The organism is Chryseobacterium sp. AC417 (assembly GCF_979258215.1).
The window spans coordinates 1,169,076-1,187,087 of record NZ_OZ409845.1; the positions used below are offsets into that span (position 1 = coordinate 1,169,076).

General features: G+C 35.4%; 30 protein-coding genes. 28 read left to right on the plus strand and 2 right to left on the minus strand.

Annotation, left to right across the window (positions count from 1 at the left end):
• Positions 1–28: 28 nt before the first annotated feature.
• On the minus strand, positions 29–2,728 hold the full coding sequence (locus ACZZ9T_RS05660) for a hypothetical protein (protein WP_463441281.1): 2,700 nt from the start codon (positions 2,726–2,728) through the stop codon (positions 29–31).
• Positions 2,729–2,766: 38 nt separating this feature from the next.
• Complete coding sequence (locus ACZZ9T_RS05665; protein ID WP_463441282.1) at positions 2,767–3,738, minus strand: hypothetical protein; 972 nt, start codon at positions 3,736–3,738, stop codon at positions 2,767–2,769.
• 362 nt (positions 3,739–4,100) lie between these two features.
• On the opposite strand from ACZZ9T_RS05665, the gene rplC reads away from it, so the two are divergent.
• The 28 genes from rplC to rplQ all read left to right on the plus strand — a co-directional run bounded on the left by rplC (position 4,101) and on the right by rplQ (position 17,962).
• Positions 4,101–4,727, plus strand: coding sequence for a 50S ribosomal protein L3 (gene rplC / locus ACZZ9T_RS05670; RefSeq protein ID WP_463430393.1), 627 nt, complete (start codon positions 4,101–4,103; stop codon positions 4,725–4,727).
• Positions 4,718–5,347, plus strand: coding sequence for a 50S ribosomal protein L4 (gene rplD, locus ACZZ9T_RS05675; RefSeq protein WP_162087528.1), 630 nt, complete (start codon positions 4,718–4,720; stop codon positions 5,345–5,347). Before rplC ends, rplD begins: the two co-directional genes overlap by 10 nt.
• A 3-nt stretch (positions 5,348–5,350) precedes the next feature.
• On the plus strand, positions 5,351–5,641 hold the full coding sequence (gene rplW, locus ACZZ9T_RS05680) for a 50S ribosomal protein L23 (protein ID WP_129535110.1): 291 nt from the start codon (positions 5,351–5,353) through the stop codon (positions 5,639–5,641).
• A gap of 22 nt (positions 5,642–5,663) precedes the next feature.
• The gene (rplB, locus tag ACZZ9T_RS05685) at positions 5,664–6,485 is read left to right on the plus strand and encodes a 50S ribosomal protein L2 (protein ID WP_463430395.1); all 822 of its coding nucleotides are present in this window, start codon (positions 5,664–5,666) and stop codon (positions 6,483–6,485) included.
• Between the two features lie 2 nt (positions 6,486–6,487).
• Positions 6,488–6,766, plus strand: a complete 279-nt coding sequence (gene rpsS, locus ACZZ9T_RS05690; protein ID WP_050378485.1) for a 30S ribosomal protein S19 — start codon at positions 6,488–6,490, stop codon at positions 6,764–6,766.
• 2 nt (positions 6,767–6,768) lie between these two features.
• A complete protein-coding gene (gene rplV / locus ACZZ9T_RS05695) occupies positions 6,769–7,167 on the plus strand; it encodes a 50S ribosomal protein L22 (RefSeq protein ID WP_047442260.1) in 399 nt (132 codons plus the stop codon).
• 8 nt (positions 7,168–7,175) lie between these two features.
• Positions 7,176–7,922, plus strand: a complete 747-nt coding sequence (gene rpsC, locus ACZZ9T_RS05700; protein ID WP_463430397.1) for a 30S ribosomal protein S3 — start codon at positions 7,176–7,178, stop codon at positions 7,920–7,922.
• A gap of 78 nt (positions 7,923–8,000) precedes the next feature.
• The gene (gene rplP / locus ACZZ9T_RS05705; protein WP_463430398.1) at positions 8,001–8,426 is read left to right on the plus strand and encodes a 50S ribosomal protein L16; all 426 of its coding nucleotides are present in this window, start codon (positions 8,001–8,003) and stop codon (positions 8,424–8,426) included.
• 11 nt (positions 8,427–8,437) lie between these two features.
• The gene (rpmC, locus tag ACZZ9T_RS05710; protein WP_463430399.1) at positions 8,438–8,623 is read left to right on the plus strand and encodes a 50S ribosomal protein L29; all 186 of its coding nucleotides are present in this window, start codon (positions 8,438–8,440) and stop codon (positions 8,621–8,623) included.
• 11 nt (positions 8,624–8,634) lie between these two features.
• Positions 8,635–8,889, plus strand: coding sequence for a 30S ribosomal protein S17 (rpsQ, locus tag ACZZ9T_RS05715; RefSeq protein WP_027383312.1), 255 nt, complete (start codon positions 8,635–8,637; stop codon positions 8,887–8,889).
• On the plus strand, positions 8,889–9,257 hold the full coding sequence (gene rplN / locus ACZZ9T_RS05720) for a 50S ribosomal protein L14 (protein ID WP_034684837.1): 369 nt from the start codon (positions 8,889–8,891) through the stop codon (positions 9,255–9,257). Before rpsQ ends, rplN begins: the two co-directional genes overlap by 1 nt.
• 18 nt (positions 9,258–9,275) lie before the next feature.
• A complete protein-coding gene (gene rplX, locus ACZZ9T_RS05725) occupies positions 9,276–9,602 on the plus strand; it encodes a 50S ribosomal protein L24 (RefSeq protein ID WP_463430400.1) in 327 nt (108 codons plus the stop codon).
• A 13-nt stretch (positions 9,603–9,615) separates the two neighbouring features.
• Positions 9,616–10,167, plus strand: a complete 552-nt coding sequence (gene rplE / locus ACZZ9T_RS05730) for a 50S ribosomal protein L5 (protein WP_129535107.1) — start codon at positions 9,616–9,618, stop codon at positions 10,165–10,167.
• Positions 10,168–10,170: 3 nt separating this feature from the next.
• Positions 10,171–10,440, plus strand: a complete 270-nt coding sequence (rpsN, locus tag ACZZ9T_RS05735; protein WP_034712998.1) for a 30S ribosomal protein S14 — start codon at positions 10,171–10,173, stop codon at positions 10,438–10,440.
• 144 nt (positions 10,441–10,584) lie between these two features.
• Positions 10,585–10,983, plus strand: coding sequence for a 30S ribosomal protein S8 (gene rpsH, locus ACZZ9T_RS05740; protein ID WP_129535106.1), 399 nt, complete (start codon positions 10,585–10,587; stop codon positions 10,981–10,983).
• 17 nt (positions 10,984–11,000) lie between these two features.
• On the plus strand, positions 11,001–11,546 hold the full coding sequence (gene rplF, locus ACZZ9T_RS05745) for a 50S ribosomal protein L6 (RefSeq protein ID WP_463430401.1): 546 nt from the start codon (positions 11,001–11,003) through the stop codon (positions 11,544–11,546).
• 14 nt (positions 11,547–11,560) lie between these two features.
• Positions 11,561–11,914, plus strand: coding sequence for a 50S ribosomal protein L18 (rplR, locus tag ACZZ9T_RS05750; RefSeq protein WP_463441283.1), 354 nt, complete (start codon positions 11,561–11,563; stop codon positions 11,912–11,914).
• Between the two features lie 19 nt (positions 11,915–11,933).
• Positions 11,934–12,455 carry a 30S ribosomal protein S5 gene (gene rpsE, locus ACZZ9T_RS05755; protein WP_463430402.1) on the plus strand — a complete coding sequence of 174 codons (522 nt, stop codon included), beginning with the start codon at positions 11,934–11,936 and terminating at the stop codon, positions 12,453–12,455.
• A gap of 10 nt (positions 12,456–12,465) precedes the next feature.
• Positions 12,466–12,642, plus strand: coding sequence for a 50S ribosomal protein L30 (gene rpmD, locus ACZZ9T_RS05760; protein WP_162087521.1), 177 nt, complete (start codon positions 12,466–12,468; stop codon positions 12,640–12,642).
• Between the two features lie 19 nt (positions 12,643–12,661).
• A complete protein-coding gene (gene rplO / locus ACZZ9T_RS05765) occupies positions 12,662–13,111 on the plus strand; it encodes a 50S ribosomal protein L15 (protein WP_463430403.1) in 450 nt (149 codons plus the stop codon).
• Positions 13,112–13,119: 8 nt separating this feature from the next.
• Positions 13,120–14,499 carry a preprotein translocase subunit SecY gene (gene secY, locus ACZZ9T_RS05770; RefSeq protein WP_463430404.1) on the plus strand — a complete coding sequence of 460 codons (1,380 nt, stop codon included), beginning with the start codon at positions 13,120–13,122 and terminating at the stop codon, positions 14,497–14,499.
• Between the two features lie 3 nt (positions 14,500–14,502).
• The gene (gene infA / locus ACZZ9T_RS05775; RefSeq protein ID WP_027381317.1) at positions 14,503–14,718 is read left to right on the plus strand and encodes a translation initiation factor IF-1; all 216 of its coding nucleotides are present in this window, start codon (positions 14,503–14,505) and stop codon (positions 14,716–14,718) included.
• Positions 14,719–14,880: 162 nt separating this feature from the next.
• Entirely contained in the window at positions 14,881–14,997 is a 117-nt protein-coding gene (gene rpmJ, locus ACZZ9T_RS05780) for a 50S ribosomal protein L36 (RefSeq protein ID WP_007839480.1), read from the plus strand.
• A 3-nt stretch (positions 14,998–15,000) separates the two neighbouring features.
• Entirely contained in the window at positions 15,001–15,378 is a 378-nt protein-coding gene (gene rpsM, locus ACZZ9T_RS05785) for a 30S ribosomal protein S13 (protein ID WP_050378498.1), read from the plus strand.
• A 12-nt stretch (positions 15,379–15,390) separates the two neighbouring features.
• Positions 15,391–15,780, plus strand: coding sequence for a 30S ribosomal protein S11 (gene rpsK / locus ACZZ9T_RS05790; protein WP_129535100.1), 390 nt, complete (start codon positions 15,391–15,393; stop codon positions 15,778–15,780).
• Between the two features lie 19 nt (positions 15,781–15,799).
• Positions 15,800–16,408: a 30S ribosomal protein S4 gene (rpsD, locus tag ACZZ9T_RS05795; protein ID WP_463430405.1), complete on the plus strand. Its 609-nt coding sequence runs from the start codon at positions 15,800–15,802 to the stop codon at positions 16,406–16,408.
• Between the two features lie 33 nt (positions 16,409–16,441).
• Entirely contained in the window at positions 16,442–17,437 is a 996-nt protein-coding gene (locus ACZZ9T_RS05800; RefSeq protein WP_463430406.1) for a DNA-directed RNA polymerase subunit alpha, read from the plus strand.
• Between the two features lie 6 nt (positions 17,438–17,443).
• Positions 17,444–17,962 carry a 50S ribosomal protein L17 gene (gene rplQ / locus ACZZ9T_RS05805; RefSeq protein WP_463441284.1) on the plus strand — a complete coding sequence of 173 codons (519 nt, stop codon included), beginning with the start codon at positions 17,444–17,446 and terminating at the stop codon, positions 17,960–17,962.
• Positions 17,963–18,012 lie beyond the last annotated feature (50 nt).

Consider the following 18,012-nt stretch of genomic DNA (forward strand, 5'->3'; position numbering starts at 1 on the left):
CCTTTTTTATTTTAATTTATCTAAAAAATTATCTCTTCATAAAATAATCAAAATAGCTGCAGCTTCCCAAAAGCGTTCTCGCTACTTCAGTATCGGAATATTGAGATTTCAGCTGGGCAAAATAAGTTCTGTACTTTTGGTTTTTAAGATCATTCATTTGTTTCTGATACGCGTCATTTTTCTCAGACCATTTTGGGTCAGAATAATCTGTGTTTGATTGATTTTTGGCTTCGTACTGATAATATTTTCCCTGCTCGGCGCTTGCCATCTGGAAGAGAATTCTTGCTTTGTCTTCTTTATTAGCAGAAAGAGTTAATGCTTTTTTATAAAAATTCAAAGCCAGATCAAAATTATCAGGTTCAATATAAATTGTCGAAGTAAAATTCTTGTAGTAATACTGATAAGGTGTTTTCTTATCGGTACTCCAAAAGTCGTATTTCCCACCGTTGCTGTTGTCGACATCCATAACGAACAATTCTCTGTAATATCCGAGAATGGAAGTGTTATACAAAATATTTCCGATGAATTTATTTGCACTGGCTGACTTTTCATCTTTGCCGTTTCCTATTTTTTTAAGCTGAATGAGAGCATCCGCCAATTCAAGTTTATTCATCTTTGGTTTAATGAAAGGAAAAGCTGTGTAATCTTCTGCCTGCATACTTTCTTCGTCAGAACTTCCGAAACTTTCCCAAACATTATGTCCGAAAACCAAACTCGGAATATTGTTGAAACCGTCGTAGTTTTCCCCGTTATAAACCAGCTTTTCATAATTTCCGGTTTGCGGATTGTACGTTTCATAATTATCTCTCGGAATTCCTGAGAAGTTCTGTGCTTTTTGATAGTGCAATTTAGCTTTACCAAAATCTGCCAGTCTCATGGCTCGGTCACCATAAATTACATTAAAAAATGCGTCAATATTCCCGACGTTGTCCATGTTTTTAGCAATGATCTGCTGTTCAAATTGGGTCTTATTTGGTTTTCTGTAAAAATCTTCCACACTTTTTACCAACGTAGAATTCGGATTGTATTGAAGATCAGATAATTTATTATTCATCAGGTAAGATTTTCCGTCTTCACCCTGCAGAAAATATCGGTTCGCCAAAACATCTTTCAGGAAAGAAGCTGTGGAGGGAGTCGATCCGTAATCATCATAACTTTGATCTTCTGTGCTGTCTTGTTCAATTTTCTTTTCAACAAAATAATCAGCATAATCTGCCATCAAATGCTCCTCGTATTCAGCATCAATTTTTGGGTGTGACACAATATCATTCAACACCTTCATTCTTTTGATCTCTTCAAGATATTCAGGATTATTGGTTTTGATATCTTCTAAAATTTCTGTGCTTGCTTTGTAATCTTTCTTTAAAAATTTGAGATAAGCATCTGCAATCTGCCAATATTCGTCAGTGGATTTTTCTTTAGTTTTAGAAGCGAATTTTTCTAAATCATCGAGATAATCTTTCTGGTTTTCGTCGTAATAATAACTTTGATTTTTTGTGTAAAAAGGAATTCTGTTTGGGTTTTCGAGCAACTCATCGTCACTTTGGTCATTTTTACTTTCCTCTTTATTTTTGTCAGGTTTTGAACTGAACAGATTTTTAAAAAATAAAATAAATTTCTGCCAAAAGCTCAATTCTTTTTTTTCTGCTTTTTTTGTTTCAGGCGCTGTCGTAGATTTAGTATTGACAGATTGATCTGCCTCTTTTGATTCATAATAATAGGTAGGAAGATAGCTTCTTTCCAACTCGTTGATGCTTCTCGCTGCCATTACTTTCAGGATTTCCGAATTGGGATCAATGTCATACATTTTTTCCATCATCGGAATCGGGTTGGTAAAATCTTCATAGCCTAACAGAAAATACGCCATGTTTTTCTCCTCGTTATTTTCAGCTCTTTTCAAAATGTTGTTGAAAGATGCCGTGTCAGAAAGTTTCATCGATATAAATGCAGATTCTTTTCGGCTTTTGCTGTTTTTAAAAACCTGAAAGAAATTCCAGTTTGCTTCGCTTCCCATTTGCAAACCTCTTTGCGCACCTGCCAATTGATCTAATGCCATATAATATGCTGCGCCTCTTGACGAAATCGGCTGAACATATTTTTTAAAAGCCTCAAGAGCTACATCAAAATTTCTTGTGTAGTGATTAAATCTCACCAGCTGATAACCGTATCGCTGTTTGATTTCAGGATTTTTGGCAGCATTATATAAAGAAGTCAATGCCGAGATCGTTTTTGTATAATCTAATTGAGTTGCGTTTTTGTCACTTTCATTTTCACGGTAATAGAAAGAATCTGGACTTTCTACATAATTGATTTTCATATAAGGCTCCAGATATTTTGCCTCTATAAGATAATCAATGCCTTCACGATATTTTGCGTAAAAACCTGTTCCTGCTTTTTTTAGCAAGGAGTTATTAGGATTCCCTCTCTTCAGATCATTGAGATCATTCATAGTGATCTTATTCACCAGATAATCTGTTTCGGTATAAGTCAGCTGATTATTGAAGAATTTTCTCCATGAATCAATATTCTCATTCGGAATTTGAGAGGTTTTGAAATCGGTATAAAACCTGGACGAATAGTTGTGAAGAAAAGGAAGATAAGATTTATCTTTAATAATACTTTGGGTAAAAAGATTAAAATAGTCATAATCCGGATCTGCCCAAGAGCAGGCTTCTGATTGGGTGTAAAAAAGCGATGCAACGGCTAATGATAAAATGTATTTTTTCATATTTATTTTTGGTGTTTTGCTTTAAACTTTCTGTCTTTTTAGAAAATTCTGCCTTCCACAAATTTACTATCTAATTGATAATATATTACAGTATAGCTGCTTATTTTTTTATCTAAAAATTGGATAACATTATCGAGTTGCTCATCCGAAATCTCCTCAATTTTTATTTTAAAACCTTTATTTAAGTAATTTCCAAAGTAGAAACCGTCTTTTATAATTTCAATTTCATGATCAGAGATTTTTTTGAAATTCTGATTTTCCAAATCTTTTTTTGACAGGCCATTGATGAGTTTGTGTTTTCCCAAATGGTTGGTCACAATTCCCCAGGAATAAATTGGTAATGCAACTTCGATTTTGTTTAAAGGATAATCTTCCAGTTTTGATAAATAGCTTTTCAGAATGTTTACATCCAAAATTGAATTTTTATCTGAATTTTCTAAAGGTGAAGAAGTGGAATAGCACATCAGATACACTTTTTTCACCGGCGGAATACCCATCAGGTTCTTATCTTTCACCTGATGAAGTCGTAGTGTACAGGTAATTTCTTTTCCGGAGATTTTTCTTAATGCATTCAAAAATTTAAAATAATCATCTTTGGTTCCGACGGTCCAGTCACAGTCTATTTGAATTTCATTGTTTGAAGAGAGTTCATAATCTTTAACTTTTTTCTGAATTAAATCGCTGATGCTTTTTGCAAGAAATTCTATATCTGAATTAGTTATCTTAAAAAATGTACGATTTGTAATAAAAATAGTAGGTACAATCTTTTTATCAGTTTGAAAACTTTTGTCTTTGGTAATCACAGCAACCGGTTCAAATTTTCCGTTTACTTTATCAACATCAAAAAACCGTGTATATAAATAAGGTGAATTAGATTGTGCGAGTGCTTTTTTTTCTGTTTGATTTAAAGCAAGATTAGTTTTCCAATAGTAATAGGTATAACGATGTGTCTGTCTTTCGCTACAGGATGCAACTAAAAATAAAATAAAAATAAGTGGAAGGATTTTCATTATGTATTAAATGCTGGATTACAATTCTGTAAAGCTAAATCAGAAGTTAAAGAACACTCATTATATTGAGCAAGTGAAAATATACTGACCACGCTAAAGAAGATGACGAAGATATTCTTCATATAACTTTTTCTCAAAAATAGAAATATTCTCTCATGTAGTGAAGTAAATTTTTGCCTGAATTTGCTAAACCTTTAAAAATCAAAATATTTTACATTAAATATTTGTCATTTTGAAAATTATTCATACATTTGCACACTCATTTTAGGGGAGGAATATGCCCAATTCAAACTTGGTAATTATTTGAGAACTCGAAAAATGAGAGTGTATACAAGAAAATTTTATAACATATTATATAAATAATGTCAGGTATTATTGGAAAAAAAATTGGGATGACTTCTCTGTTTGACGAAAACGGCAAAAATATGCCGTGTACCGTTATCCAGGCAGGTCCTTGCTCAGTTTTACAGGTCAGAACCATTGAAAAGGACGGATATAAAGCTGTTCAGTTAGGTTTCGATGACAAGAGTGAAAAGAACGTTGGTAAAGCGTTAGCCGGCCATTTTAAAAAGGCGGGTTCAACTCCTAAAGCTAAGTTGGTAGAATTCTACAGAGAATTCGTTGACACGGTAACAGTAGGAGTAGATGTAACTGTAAGCTTATTCGCTGAAGGTGAATTTGTTGACGTAACAGGAACTTCAAAAGGTAAAGGTTTCCAGGGTGTTGTTAAAAGACACGGTTTTGGAGGTGTAATGCAAGCTACTCACGGTCAGCACAACAGATTAAGAGCTCCAGGTTCTATCGGTGCGGGATCGGATCCTTCGAGAGTATTCAAAGGAATGAGAATGGCAGGTAGAATGGGAGGTAAGCAGGTAACTGTACAAAACCTTCAGGTATTAAAAGTGGATCAAGAACAAAATCTTTTAGTAGTAAAAGGTGCTGTTCCGGGAGCTAAAAATTCTTATGTAATTATCAGAAAATGGAACTAGTAGTATTAAATACATCAGGAAAAGAAACCGGAAAAAAAGTAACTCTAGACGAATCTGTATTCGGAATCGAGCCAAATAAGCACGCGGTTTACTTAGAAGTAAAACAATATCTTGCTGCTCAGCGTCAAGGTACTCATAAATCAAAAGAGAGAAGCGAAATCACTGGTTCAACTAAAAAGTTGAAAAAGCAAAAAGGTTCAGGTTCTGCAAGATATGGTGATATCAAATCGCCGGTTTTCAGAGGTGGAGGTAGAATTTTTGGTCCAAAACCAAGAGACTACAGATTCAAATTGAACAAAGCTCTTAAGAGATTAGCTAAAAAATCTGTTCTTTCTCAGAAAATGAGAGATAACAGCATAAAAATTGTTGAAGGATTGAGCATTTCTGCTCCTAAAACTAAAGATTTCATCACTATCCTAAATGCTTTGGCATTGAATGATAAGAAATCTTTATTCATTCTTCCTGATACAAATAAAAATGTGTATTTATCTTCAAGAAACTTGCCTAAGACTAAGGTGATGAAATTCAACGAAATTTCTTCTTATGACTTAATCAATGCAGGTGAGATCGTTTTCTTAGAAGGTGCAGTTGAAAAATTCCAGGAAAATTTAAAGAAATAAATCATGTCACTAATTATTAAACCAGTTATTTCAGAAAAAGCAAACTATCTTACAGATTTAAGAGGTGCTTATTCTTTCTTAGTACAACCTAAGGCGAATAAAATCCAGATTAAAAATGCAATAGAGCAAGCTTATGGTGTAAAAGTAGCAGACGTTAGAACCATGATTTATGCTCCTAAAGTTTCTTCGAAATACACTAAAAAAGGTCTTCAAGTAGGAAAGACAAACAAATTAAAAAAGGCGATTATCACTCTTGCTGAAGGAGAAGTAATCGACATTTTTGCTGTAAATTAATTATTAATTATAAATAATAGTAATGTCTGTTAGAAAATTAAAACCTATCACCCCAGGACAGAGATTCAGAATTGTAAACAATTTTGAGGAAATTACTACCAACAAACCAGAGAAGTCTCTAACTGTTGGTATTAGTAAGTCAGGTGGACGTAACCAAACTGGTAAAATGACCATGCGTTACACCGGAGGTGGACACAAAAAGAAATACAGAATTATCGACTTCAAAAGAAACAAACATGATGTTGAAGCAACGGTAAAAACTGTAGAGTATGATCCAAACAGAACTGCTTTCATCGCTTTAGTTGAATATGCAGACGGAGAGAAGAGATATATCATCGCTCCAAACGGGATCAAAGTTGACCAAAAAATCATTTCTGGTGAAAGCGTAGAACCTAATGTAGGTAACGCAATGAAATTGAAAAGTATTCCTTTGGGAACTGTAATTTCTTGTATCGAAATGAAGCCAGGTCAAGGTGCAATCTTAGCAAGAAGTGCTGGTTCATCAGCTCAATTGACTTCAAGAGACGGAAAATATGCAATCATCAAATTGCCTTCAGGAGAGTCTAGAATGATCCTTACTGAATGTTATGCAATGATTGGATCTGTTTCAAACTCTGATCATCAGCTAACTGTATCAGGTAAGGCTGGTAGAAGCAGATGGTTAGGTAGAAGACCTAGAACTAGACCGGTAGTAATGAACCCTGTAGATCACCCAATGGGAGGTGGAGAAGGTAAGTCTTCTGGAGGTCACCCAAGATCTAGAAACGGTATGCCTGCTAAAGGTTACAAAACTAGAAAGAAAAACAAAGCGTCTAACCGTCATATCATATCTAAACGTAAATAATTATGGCAAGATCACTTAAAAAAGGACCATTCATCGCATATACTTTAGATAAGAAGGTTCAGGCAAATATAGAGGCTGGTAAAAAAACAGTTATTAAAACTTGGTCTAGAGCATCAATGATCTCTCCGGACTTCGTAGGACAAACTATTGCAGTACACAACGGGAAATCTTTTATCCCTGTATATGTTACAGAAAACATGGTTGGTCACAAGCTAGGCGAATTTTCTCCAACAAGATCTTTCAGAGGTCATGGTGGTAATAAAAACAAAGGAAGTAGATAATCATGGGATCAAGAAAAAGAGAAAGTGCATTAGCACGTAAATTAACAAATCAAGATGTAGTGAAAGCATTGCACAATGATTGCCCTACATCTCCTAGAAAGATGAGATTAGTTGCTGATATCATCAGAGGGGTAGAAGTTGACAAAGCTTTAAGCATCCTAAAATATTCAAAAAAAGGAGCTTCTGAGAAATTAGAAAAAGTATTACTTTCTGCGATGGCCAACTGGCAAACAAAGAACGATGGTGCTGATATTGAAGAAGCTAACCTTATCGTTAAAGAAATTTTTGTAGACAGTGCAAGACAATTGAAGAGACTAAGACCAGCTCCACAAGGTAGAGGGTATAGAATCAGAAAAAGATCAAACCACATTACACTAATCTTAGGTACAAAAGAAAATTAATTCAAGGTATGGGACAGAAGACAAATCCAATTGGTAACAGATTAGGTATCATCAGAGGATGGGATTCTAACTGGTTTGGCGGAAACGATTATGGAGACAGAATCGCTGAAGACTACAAAATCAGAAGATACCTTGAAGCAAGATTATCTAAAGGTGGAATTTCAAAAATTTATATTGAAAGAACACTTAAATTAGTAACAGTAACAATCACTACTGCTAGACCGGGATTAATCATCGGTAAAGGAGGTCAGGAAGTTGACAAGTTAAAAGAAGAATTGAAGAAACTTACAAAAAAGGATATTCAAATCAATATTTTCGAAATCAAAAGACCTGAACTTGATGCAGTATTAGTTGCAGACAGTATCGCTAAGCAAATCGAAAACAGAATTTCTTACAGAAGAGCTGTGAAGATGGCTATCGCTTCTACAATGAGAATGGGTGCTGAAGGTATCAAAGTTCAAATCTCTGGTAGATTGAACGGTGCTGAAATGGCAAGATCTGAGTCTTTCAAAGACGGAAGAATTCCATTATCAACTTTCAGAGCAGATATCGATTATCATATCGGTGAAGCATTAACTCAGTACGGTAAGTTAGGAGTTAAAGTTTGGATCATGAAAGGTGAAGTGTACGGCAGAAGAGATCTTTCTCCATTAGTAGGACAACAGAAGAAAACTGGTCCTTCATCAGGTGGCGGAAACAGAGGAGGTGGAGACAGAGACAACAGAAGACCTTCTAGAGATAAAAAAAATAATTAATAAAATTTTAGAGGATAGTTTTTAAATGACCGTTACTTTTTTAAATTCTAAATTCTAAAATCTAAAATTTAAGAAATTATGTTACAACCAAAAAGAACCAAATTCCGTAGAGTTCACAAGATGAAAATGAAGGGGATTGCACAAAGAGGTAATCAACTTGCTTACGGAACTTTCGGAATCAAAGCCAATGAAGGCGCTTGGATTACTGCTAGACAGATCGAAGCTGCTCGTATCGCTGCGACAAGATATATGAAAAGAGAAGGTCAACTATGGATCAAAATATTCCCAGATAAGCCAATTACTAAGAAACCAGCCGAAGTAAGGATGGGTAAAGGTAAAGGTGCTGTAGAATATTGGGTAGCTGTAGTAAAACCAGGTAAAATTATGTTCGAAATCGGAGGTGTATCTTACGAAATCGCTAAGGAAGCTTTAAGACTTGCTGCACAGAAATTACCGGTAGTTACCAAATTTGTAGTTGCTAACGATTTTGTTAAACCTCTTTAATCTCTGAAACAATGAAACAAGCTGAAATTAAAAATCTAAGCGCTGAAGATATTCAAGCAAAATTGGCTGAAGCTCAAGCTCAATTTTCAAAAATGAAAATGGCTCACAAAATCAGTCCACTTGAAAATCCAATCCAAATCAGAGATTTGAGAAAGACAATCGCAAGACTAAACACTGAGTTAACTAACAAACAATAATCCTTTTTACAATGGATAGAAATTTAAGAAAAGAAAGAATCGGAGTGGTTTCCAGCAATAAAATGGAAAAAACTATTGTTGTTAGTGAAACTACAAGAGTGAAGCACCCGATGTACGGTAAATTCGTTCTGAAAACGAAAAAATATACTGCACACGACGAGAACAACGAATGCACAGAAGGGGATACTGTATTAATTACAGAAACAAGACCTTTGAGCAAGAGCAAGAGATGGAGATTAGTAAGAATCATTGAAAAAGCTAAGTAATGTTACAAACAGAATCAAGATTAAAAGTTGCTGATAACACAGGTGCTAAAGAAGTACTAGTGATCAGAGTTCTGGGAGGTACCAGAAGAAGATATGCTTCAGTTGGTGATAAAATCGTAGTTACTATTAAAGATTCTACACCATCAGGAAACGCTAAGAAAGGTCAAGTATCAAAAGCGGTAGTAGTAAGAACAAAAAAAGCAGTGAGAAGAAAAGATGGATCTTACATCAAATTCGAAGATAATGCTTGTGTTTTGCTAAACGCTGGAGGAGAGATGAGAGGAACACGTGTTTTCGGACCCGTTGCTCGTGAGTTGAGAGACAAAGAATATATGAAAATCATTTCATTAGCTCCTGAAGTACTTTAATATTTAAAATTTAAAAAAATGTCAAAGTTAAAAATAAAAAGAGGAGATAACGTAATCATTACCACTGGTAAAAAAGAAATCAAAGGTAAAACTGGTGAAGTTATTGAAGTGATCAAAAAAGAAGGAAAAGACCCTAGAGTAATCGTTGCAGGACTTAACATCGTTAAAAAACACGTTAAGCCTTCAGCTTCAAATCCTCAAGGAGGAATTACAGAAAAGGAAGCTTCTATACATATCTCAAACATAGCTTTAGTTAATAAAGACGGTAAAGCTATCAAAATCGGTTACAAAATCGACGGAGATAAAAAAGTAAGAATCGACAAAAAAACGGGTGAAACTTTATAATTTTAAATAACAAATGGAATATATAGCAAGACCCAAAAAAGCATATCACGAGACAATTGTTCCAGCAATGATGGAAGAATTCGGATATAAATCAGTGATGCAGGTACCAAGACTTGAGAAAATTATTTTATCTCAAGGTTTAGGAGACGCTACTGCTGATAAAAAAATCATCGATTATGCTGTTGAAGAACTTACAAATATTACCGGGCAAAAAGCCGTAGGTACTATTTCAAAAAAGGATGAAGCTGCTTTCAAATTAAGAAAAGGTATGCCTGTAGGTGCTAAGGTAACTCTTAGAGCTCAGAAAATGTACGAATTCTTAGACAGATTGACGTCTTCTGCTTTACCACGTATTAGAGATTTTTCTGGTATCAAAGCTGATGGTTTCGATGGTAGAGGTAACTATAACTTAGGTATTACTGAGCAGATTATCTTCCCTGAAATCGTAATCGACAAAGTAAAGAAAATCCAAGGGATGGATATTACTTTCGTTACAACTGCGAAAACAGATAAAGAAGCTAAAGCATTATTAACTCACTTCGGTTTACCTTTCAAAAAGAACTAAGAAATGGCTAAAGAATCAATGAAAGCGCGTGAGCGCAAAAGAGAAGCTACTGTAGCTAAATACGCTGAGAAAAGAAAAGCGTTGAAAGAAGCTGGTGATTACGAAGGACTTCAAAAATTACCAAAAAATGCTTCTCCTGTAAGATTACACAACAGATGTAAACTGACAGGTAGACCAAGAGGTTACATGAGAACTTTTGGTCTTTCAAGAGTAACTTTCAGAGAAATGGCCAACAACGGTCTTATCCCGGGAGTGAAAAAAGCCAGTTGGTAATAATTACTAATTAAAATCGGGACAATTAAGTTGTCTGGATACTAAAGAAATAAATATCAGACCGAAGTTTTCTGAAGTCTGATATTTTAATCTTCAAGTCCTTTCAATACTGATTGTCTTTAACCAATAATTTAAAATAGAAAAATGGTAACAGATCCAATTTCAGATTTCCTAACTAGAGTAAGGAACGCACAAAGCGCAGGCCACAAAGTGGTGGAAATTCCTGCATCGAAAATCAAAAAGGAGCTTACGAAAATCTTATTTGATCAAGGGTATATCTTAAACTACAAGTTTGAAGATAGCGCTGTTCAAGGGACAATCAAAATCGCTCTTAAGTATGACAAGCAAACAAACAAGCCTGCAATCAAATCTATCCAGAGAGCTTCAAGACCAGGTCTAAGACAGTACAAAGGTTCTACAGAACTTCCAAGAGTACTGAACGGTTTGGGTGTAGCTATTATCTCAACTTCTAGAGGAGTAATGACAGATAAGAAAGCTAGAGAAGAAAAAGTAGGCGGTGAAGTAATCTGCTATGTTTATTAATTTTTAATCAAAGGAAAATGTCAAGAATTGGTAAATCAATTATAACAATTCCAGCTGGAGTTACTGTCACTGAAAAAGATGGCTTAGTAACTGTAAAAGGTCCTAAAGGAGAACTGATCCAGGAACTTACAGAAGGAATTACTTTAGAACAAGAAGATGGAGTGCTTACATTCAGCAGACCATCTGAGTCTAAACAACACAGAGCGCTGCACGGTTTGTACAGAGCGTTGGTAAATAACATGATTATTGGAGCCACTGAAGGTTTCACTAAGAAGTTAGAACTAGTGGGAGTAGGTTATAGAGCTTCTCACTCAGGTCAAAAACTTGAGTTAGCTTTAGGATTCTCTCACGGTATCGTATTAGAACTTCCTAAAGAAGTAGTAATCGATACATTGACTGAAAAAGGTAAAAACCCAATTATTACTTTAACGTCTTTTGACAAGCAACTTCTAGGAATGGTAGCGGCGAAAATCCGTTCATTCAGAAAGCCTGAGCCGTACAAAGGAAAAGGTGTAAGATTCGTAGGAGAAAATGTTAGACGTAAAGCTGGTAAATCTGCTTAATAAATTTTAAGAAAATGGCACTAAGTAAATTAGAAAAAAGAATAAGAATAAAAAGAAGAGTAAGAGGGAAAATCTCTGGATCTTCTGAATTGCCAAGATTATCTGTATACAAGAGTAATAAGGAAATTTACGCTCAGTTAATAGACGATAAAGATGGTAAAACTTTAGCTTCAGCTTCTTCGAGAGAAAAAGGTGTGAATGCTAACGGTACTAAAAGTGAAATTTCTGCTGCTGTAGGTAAAGCTATCGCTGCCAAAGCTATTGCTGCCGGAATTGAAGCTATTGTATTTGATAGAAACGGTTTCGTATATCACGGTAGAGTTAAGGCTCTAGCTGACGGTGCGAGAGAAGGAGGACTTAAATTCTAATCATTAAATTTCGGAAAATATGTTAGGACTAGATAATATAGAAAGAGTAAAACCGGGAGGATTAGAATTAAAAGATCGTCTCGTATCCGTAAATAGGGTAACAAAAGTAACTAAAGGGGGTAGAGCTTTCGGATTTTCTGCAATTGTTGTTGTAGGAGACGAGAACGGAACTATCGGTTTTGGTTTAGGAAAATCTAAGGAAGTTGCTTCTGCTATTGCTAAAGCAGTAGAAGATGCTAAGAAAAACTTAGTAAAAGTTCCTGTGATGAATCACACCATTCCTCACCAAAGTACGGCGAGATATGGAGGTGCAGATATCTTCTTGAGACCAGCTTCTCACGGTACAGGTCTTATTGCCGGTGGTGCGGTAAGAGCGGTATTAGAATCTGCTGGTATCCATGATATCCTTTCAAAATCTAAAGGATCTTCAAACCCTCACAATGTGGTAAAGGCAACTTTCAAAGCATTGTTAGATATCAGAAGACCAGAAGAAATTGCAAGAATGAGAGGAGTTTCTCTAAGTAAAGTGTTTAACGGTTAATAAATATACAATGGCAACAATTAAAGTAAAACAAGTAAGAAGCGCTATTGGTAGAACAAAAACCCAAAAGAGAACGCTTGAAGCATTAGGATTTAAGAGACTTCACCAAGTTATAGAGCACGAAGCTACTCCTTCTATTTTAGGAATGATCGCTGCAGTTAGTCACTTACTTGAAGTTCAAAAATAATTTTTAAAATAATTTTAAAATGAATTTAAACAACATAAGACCTGCAGCAGGTTCTACTTTTAGTTCAAAGAGAATTGGTAGAGGACAAGGTAGTGGAAAAGGCGGTACAGCTGGGAAAGGTCACAATGGTCAGCAAGCAAGAGCTGGTTATTCTCAAAAAATCGGTTTCGAAGGGGGGCAAATGCCTTTGCAAAGAAGATTACCTAAATTCGGTTTCAAAAACGTAAACAGAAAAGAATACAGAGGTATTAACCTGGATGATATTCAAAACTTAATTGATACTAAATCTATAACTGGAGATATTACAAAAGAAGTTTTAATAGAAAACGGTTTAGCTACCAAAAACGAAATAGTGAAAATTATGGGTAGAGGAGAATTGAAATCTGCGGTTTCAATTTCTGCTGACAAGTTCACTAAATCTGCTGAAGAATTAATCTCTAAAGTAGGTGGAAAAGCAATTACCTTATAATATTACTAATGAAAGAATTTATACAAACCCTTAAGAATATCTGGAGCCTTAAAGAACTGAGAGACAAAATTCTCTTTACTTTAGGTATTATCCTTGTGTATAGATTCGCATCTTTCATCTCTTTACCTGCAATTAACCTTGCAGAAGTAGGAGATCTCTTAGAGCATTATAAAGATCAAGGCGGTAACAAGCAAGGAGCAGGTCTCCTTGGCTTGCTTTCGTCGTTCACAGGTGGGGCTTTCAGCCATGCATCTGTAATGGCGTTAGGTATCATGCCTTATATATCTGCTTCTATTATCGTTCAGTTGATGGGGATGGCAATTCCTTATCTTCAGAAACTTCAAAAAGATGGAGAGTCAGGTAGAAATACGCTGAATCAGATTACTAGATGGTTAACCATTGGAGTTTGTCTTGTACAGGCACCTTCTTATTTAACGTCTATTACTCAGTTATTTTTACCGTATGCTCAGTTCCAGTCTGCATATCTTGTAGATCCCAATTCTATTATGTTCTGGTTGCCAAGTATTGTAATCTTGGTAGGTGGTTCTGTATTTGCTATGTGGTTAGGTGAAAAAATTACCGATAAAGGTATTGGAAATGGTATTTCCATCCTTATTATGGTAGGTATTTTATCTAGATTACCAGAAGCATTTGTACAGGAAATCGCAGTACAAAACGGAAAAGGCGGAATGGGTTCTATCATGATCCTTATTGAAGTGATATTCTGGATGTTGGTTGTTCTTTTAGCAGTAGTATTATCTGTTGCGGTAAGAAAAATCCCTATTCAGTATGTAAGCAGAGCTCAAGCGAGAGGAGGTGTAAACAAAAATCTAATGCAGGGAGCAAGACAGTGGATTCCGTTAAAAGTTAATGCAGCCGGGGTTATGCCAATCATTTTTGCGCAGGCATTGATGTTTGTACCTGGTTTATTAACAAAATTTGACGAGTCTAATACCTTTCTTGCAGGTTTCAAGAATGTTTTTAGCTGGCAGTACAATGTATTGTTTGCGCTATTGATTATTATCTTTTCATTTTTCTATACCGCAATTACAATTCCGGTGAACCAAATGGCTGATGATTTAAAGAGAAACGGAGGTTTGGTACCGAAGGTAAGACCAGGTAAAGAGACAGCTGATTATTTAGATGATATTTTATCAAAAATTACCTTGCCGGGTGCAATATTTTTATCTATCTTTGCAGTCCTTCCAGCAATAGTGCATGGAAGCCTTGTTCAGACAGATGCATTCGCCTTATTTTTCGGCGGAACTTCGTTGCTAATTATGGTTGGGGTGGTATTAGATACTGTTCAACAGATTAACACTTATCTGCTGAATCATCATTATGATGGCTTAATGCAGTCTAAACTATCAAGATCGACTGGATATTAATTTATGGCAAAACAGAAACATATTGAACAGGACGGCGTTATTACGGAAGCACTTTCGAATGCGCAGTTTCGTGTAGAATTGGAAAATGGGCATATACTTATCGCTCATATTTCTGGTAAAATGAGAATGCATTATATAAAACTTTTACCTGGTGATAAGGTAAAACTTGAAATGTCTCCTTACGATTTATCAAAAGGGAGAATCACATTTAGATATTAAACAACCGCCAAATGGAATCTTCTGATCTCCGTTTGGCTATTGTTAAAAGATAAGTGCTGAATATTGAAGCTGCATGCTTCCGCTTTTCAGTAAAAAAATAATTATATTTCAAATGAAATCGAAGATTCCATTTGTCCTTATTAAAAGATTATAATATATCAAATGAAAGTTAGAGCATCAATTAAAAAAAGAAGTGCTGATTGCAAAATCGTTCGCAGAAAAGGCGTTCTATTTGTAATCAACAAGAAGAACCCAAAATTTAAACAAAGACAAGGCTAAATTATGGCGAGAATTTCAGGTATTGATTTACCAAAAAACAAAAGAGGTGTTATCGGTTTAACTTACATCTACGGAATTGGAAGAAGTACATCTTCAGAAATCCTTAAGAACGCCGGTATCAGCGAAGACAAGAAAGTCAACGAATGGAATGACGATGAATTGGCTGCAATCAGAAATTACATTACCGAAAACATTAAAGTAGAAGGTGAGCTTAGATCTGAAGTGCAATTGAACATTAAGCGATTAATGGACATAGGATGCCAACGAGGAATACGTCACAGACTAGGACTACCTTTAAGAGGCCAGAGAACGAAAAACAACTCGAGAACCCGTAAAGGAAAGAGAAAAACAGTTGCTAACAAGAAAAAAGCAAGTAAATAATCGTTAGGAATTATGGCAAAACAAAGTAAAGTAGTTAAAAAAAGAAAAGTAAAAGTTGAGGCTATTGGTGAAGCGCATATTCAAGCTTCTTTCAATAACATCATCATTTCTTTAACAAATAAAAACGGAGAAGTTATCTCTTGGGCTTCTGCCGGTAAAATGGGGTTCAGAGGTTCTAAAAAGAACACTCCTTTTGCTGCTCAAATGGCAGCAGAAAATTGCTCAAACGTAGCTCACGAAGCTGGTTTAAGAAGAGTAAAGGTGTATGTGAAAGGTCCAGGTGCAGGTAGAGAATCTGCTATCAGAACAATTCACAATTCAGGTATCGAGGTGAGCGAAATTATTGACGTTACTCCTATGCCGCACAATGGATGTAGACCACCAAAAAGAAGAAGAGTTTAATTTTTAGAATTTACCCATTATGGCAAGATATATTGGACCTAAAACAAAGATTGCTAGAAAGTTTGGTGCTGCAATCTACGGAGATGATAAGAACTTCGAGAAAAGAAAAAACCAACCGCCGGGACAACACGGTGTTAATAAAAGAAGAGGAGCAAAAAAATCTGAATATGCTGTCCAGTTGATGGAAAAGCAAAAAGCTAAATATACTTACGGTATTTTAGAAAGACAGTTTGCTAACTTATTTGAAAAAGCACACAGAAGTAAAGGTGTAACAGGTGAAGTTTTATTACAGCTTTGCGAATCAAGATTGGATAACGTTGTATACAGATTAGGTTTTTCTAAAACCAGAGCTGGTGCAAGACAGTTGACTTCTCACAGACACATTACAGTGAATGGCGAGATTCTTAACATTCCTTCTTATTTGGTAAAAGCTGGTGATGTAATTGCTATCAGAGAAAAATCTAAGTCTCTAGAAGTGGTTGCAGATGCTTTAGCTTCTAAAGCAAACTATGAGTGGTTACAATTCAACGATGAGAAAAAGCAAGGTACTTTCGTATCTGCTCCTGAGAGAATCCAAATTCCGGAAGACATCAAGGAACAGCTTATCGTCGAACTTTACTCTAAATAATTTTTTAATCAAATTTTTGCTCAACCCAATAATATGGCAATTTTACAATTCATAAAACCCGATAAAGTAATTCTACTTAACTCTGATGAATTTAAAGGTCAATTCGAATTCAGACCTTTAGAACCAGGTTTCGGGCTTACAATCGGTAATGCTTTGAGAAGAGTGTTGCTTTCTTCTCTAGAAGGATACGCTATTTCATCTATCAAAATAGAAGGTGTAGAGCACGAATTTTCAACGATTCCAGGAGTAATTGAAGACGTTACCGAAATTATTCTTAACCTTAAGCAGGTAAGATTAAAAGCTACGGCAGAAAACCAGACTAACGAACAGGTTGTTGCTAAAGTTACCGGTCAAACTGTAATTACTGCTGGAGATTTAGGTAAATCAATCAACGGTTTTGAGATTCTTAATCCAGAATTGATGATCTGTAACCTAAACTCAGATGTAACTTTCGAAATCACGTTTAATGTAGAAAAAGGAAGGGGGTATGTGCCTTCTGACCAAAACAAGTCAAACAATGCACCTGTAGGTACCATTGCTATCGACTCTATTTTTACGCCGATCAAAAAAGTGCAGTATAGCATTGAAAATTATCGTGTAGAGCAAAAAACAGACTACGAAAAATTAGTATTAGATATTGAAACTGACGGTTCTATAAGCCCTCAGAATGCTTTAACTGAAGCTTCTAAGATATTGATTTATCACTTCATGTTGTTCTCTGATGAGAGAATCACTCTAGAAACTGAAGCTGTAAAGGCATCTATCCAATACGATGAGGAAACTCTTCACACAAGACAACTTCTAAAGTCTAAATTAGCAGATATGGATCTTTCTGTAAGAGCCCTGAACTGTCTGAAAGCGGCTGAAGTTGAAACATTGGGAGAATTGGTTTCTTACAGTAAGTCTGATTTGATGAAATTCAGAAATTTTGGTAAAAAATCTTTGACAGAACTAGAAGAATTAGTGCATTCAAAAGGTCTTAACTTCGGTTTTGACGTTGCAAAATATAAATTAGACGCTGATAATTAAATAATAATGAGACACGGTAAAAAATTCAATCACTTAGGAAGAACAGCTTCTCACAGAAGCGCGTTACTTTCTAATATGGCTTGTTCTCTGATTGAGCATAAAAGAATCAACACTACTGTAGCTAAAGCGAAAGCTTTAAGAGTATATGTTGAGCCTCTATTAACAAAAGCAAAAGAAGATACTACACACAACAGAAGAATTGTTTTTTCATATCTTCAAAGTAAAGAAGCGGTTGCTGAATTATTCAGAACTGTAGCTCCGAAAATCGCTGAAAGAAATGGTGGTTATACGAGAATCATCAAGACTGGTTTCAGACCTGGTGATGCTGCAGATACTGCTCTTATCGAGTTAGTTGATTTCAATGAGCTTTATAATCCTAATGCTGAGGAGAAGAAGACGACAAGAAGAAGTAGAAGATCTGCTTCTACTGCAAAAGTAGCTGTTGAAGCTGCTGCAGTAGAAGAAAAAGTTGAAGAGCCTAAGGCAGAAACAACTGATTCTACTGAAGAAAAGGCTGGTGAATAATATTCATTCAGAAATATATAAAAAAAGACCGTTCAGATTTCTGAGCGGTC

What these genes read in the sequence shown, in the direction of transcription:
- ACZZ9T_RS05660 (WP_463441281.1), bottom strand. Translation starts at nt 2,728, where the DNA reads ATGAAAAAATACATTTTATCATTAGCCGTTGCATCGCTTTTTTACACC.
- ACZZ9T_RS05665 (WP_463441282.1), bottom strand. Translation starts at nt 3,738, where the DNA reads ATGAAAATCCTTCCACTTATTTTTATTTTATTTTTAGTTGCATCCTGT.
- rplC (WP_463430393.1), top strand. Translation starts at nt 4,101, where the DNA reads ATGTCAGGTATTATTGGAAAAAAAATTGGGATGACTTCTCTGTTTGAC.
- rplD (WP_162087528.1), top strand. Translation starts at nt 4,718, where the DNA reads ATGGAACTAGTAGTATTAAATACATCAGGAAAAGAAACCGGAAAAAAA.
- rplW (WP_129535110.1), top strand. Translation starts at nt 5,351, where the DNA reads ATGTCACTAATTATTAAACCAGTTATTTCAGAAAAAGCAAACTATCTT.
- rplB (WP_463430395.1), top strand. Translation starts at nt 5,664, where the DNA reads ATGTCTGTTAGAAAATTAAAACCTATCACCCCAGGACAGAGATTCAGA.
- rpsS (WP_050378485.1), top strand. Translation starts at nt 6,488, where the DNA reads ATGGCAAGATCACTTAAAAAAGGACCATTCATCGCATATACTTTAGAT.
- rplV (WP_047442260.1), top strand. Translation starts at nt 6,769, where the DNA reads ATGGGATCAAGAAAAAGAGAAAGTGCATTAGCACGTAAATTAACAAAT.
- rpsC (WP_463430397.1), top strand. Translation starts at nt 7,176, where the DNA reads ATGGGACAGAAGACAAATCCAATTGGTAACAGATTAGGTATCATCAGA.
- rplP (WP_463430398.1), top strand. Translation starts at nt 8,001, where the DNA reads ATGTTACAACCAAAAAGAACCAAATTCCGTAGAGTTCACAAGATGAAA.
- rpmC (WP_463430399.1), top strand. Translation starts at nt 8,438, where the DNA reads ATGAAACAAGCTGAAATTAAAAATCTAAGCGCTGAAGATATTCAAGCA.
- rpsQ (WP_027383312.1), top strand. Translation starts at nt 8,635, where the DNA reads ATGGATAGAAATTTAAGAAAAGAAAGAATCGGAGTGGTTTCCAGCAAT.
- rplN (WP_034684837.1), top strand. Translation starts at nt 8,889, where the DNA reads ATGTTACAAACAGAATCAAGATTAAAAGTTGCTGATAACACAGGTGCT.
- rplX (WP_463430400.1), top strand. Translation starts at nt 9,276, where the DNA reads ATGTCAAAGTTAAAAATAAAAAGAGGAGATAACGTAATCATTACCACT.
- rplE (WP_129535107.1), top strand. Translation starts at nt 9,616, where the DNA reads ATGGAATATATAGCAAGACCCAAAAAAGCATATCACGAGACAATTGTT.
- rpsN (WP_034712998.1), top strand. Translation starts at nt 10,171, where the DNA reads ATGGCTAAAGAATCAATGAAAGCGCGTGAGCGCAAAAGAGAAGCTACT.
- rpsH (WP_129535106.1), top strand. Translation starts at nt 10,585, where the DNA reads ATGGTAACAGATCCAATTTCAGATTTCCTAACTAGAGTAAGGAACGCA.
- rplF (WP_463430401.1), top strand. Translation starts at nt 11,001, where the DNA reads ATGTCAAGAATTGGTAAATCAATTATAACAATTCCAGCTGGAGTTACT.
- rplR (WP_463441283.1), top strand. Translation starts at nt 11,561, where the DNA reads ATGGCACTAAGTAAATTAGAAAAAAGAATAAGAATAAAAAGAAGAGTA.
- rpsE (WP_463430402.1), top strand. Translation starts at nt 11,934, where the DNA reads ATGTTAGGACTAGATAATATAGAAAGAGTAAAACCGGGAGGATTAGAA.
- rpmD (WP_162087521.1), top strand. Translation starts at nt 12,466, where the DNA reads ATGGCAACAATTAAAGTAAAACAAGTAAGAAGCGCTATTGGTAGAACA.
- rplO (WP_463430403.1), top strand. Translation starts at nt 12,662, where the DNA reads ATGAATTTAAACAACATAAGACCTGCAGCAGGTTCTACTTTTAGTTCA.
- secY (WP_463430404.1), top strand. Translation starts at nt 13,120, where the DNA reads ATGAAAGAATTTATACAAACCCTTAAGAATATCTGGAGCCTTAAAGAA.
- infA (WP_027381317.1), top strand. Translation starts at nt 14,503, where the DNA reads ATGGCAAAACAGAAACATATTGAACAGGACGGCGTTATTACGGAAGCA.
- rpmJ (WP_007839480.1), top strand. Translation starts at nt 14,881, where the DNA reads ATGAAAGTTAGAGCATCAATTAAAAAAAGAAGTGCTGATTGCAAAATC.
- rpsM (WP_050378498.1), top strand. Translation starts at nt 15,001, where the DNA reads ATGGCGAGAATTTCAGGTATTGATTTACCAAAAAACAAAAGAGGTGTT.
- rpsK (WP_129535100.1), top strand. Translation starts at nt 15,391, where the DNA reads ATGGCAAAACAAAGTAAAGTAGTTAAAAAAAGAAAAGTAAAAGTTGAG.
- rpsD (WP_463430405.1), top strand. Translation starts at nt 15,800, where the DNA reads ATGGCAAGATATATTGGACCTAAAACAAAGATTGCTAGAAAGTTTGGT.
- ACZZ9T_RS05800 (WP_463430406.1), top strand. Translation starts at nt 16,442, where the DNA reads ATGGCAATTTTACAATTCATAAAACCCGATAAAGTAATTCTACTTAAC.
- rplQ (WP_463441284.1), top strand. Translation starts at nt 17,444, where the DNA reads ATGAGACACGGTAAAAAATTCAATCACTTAGGAAGAACAGCTTCTCAC.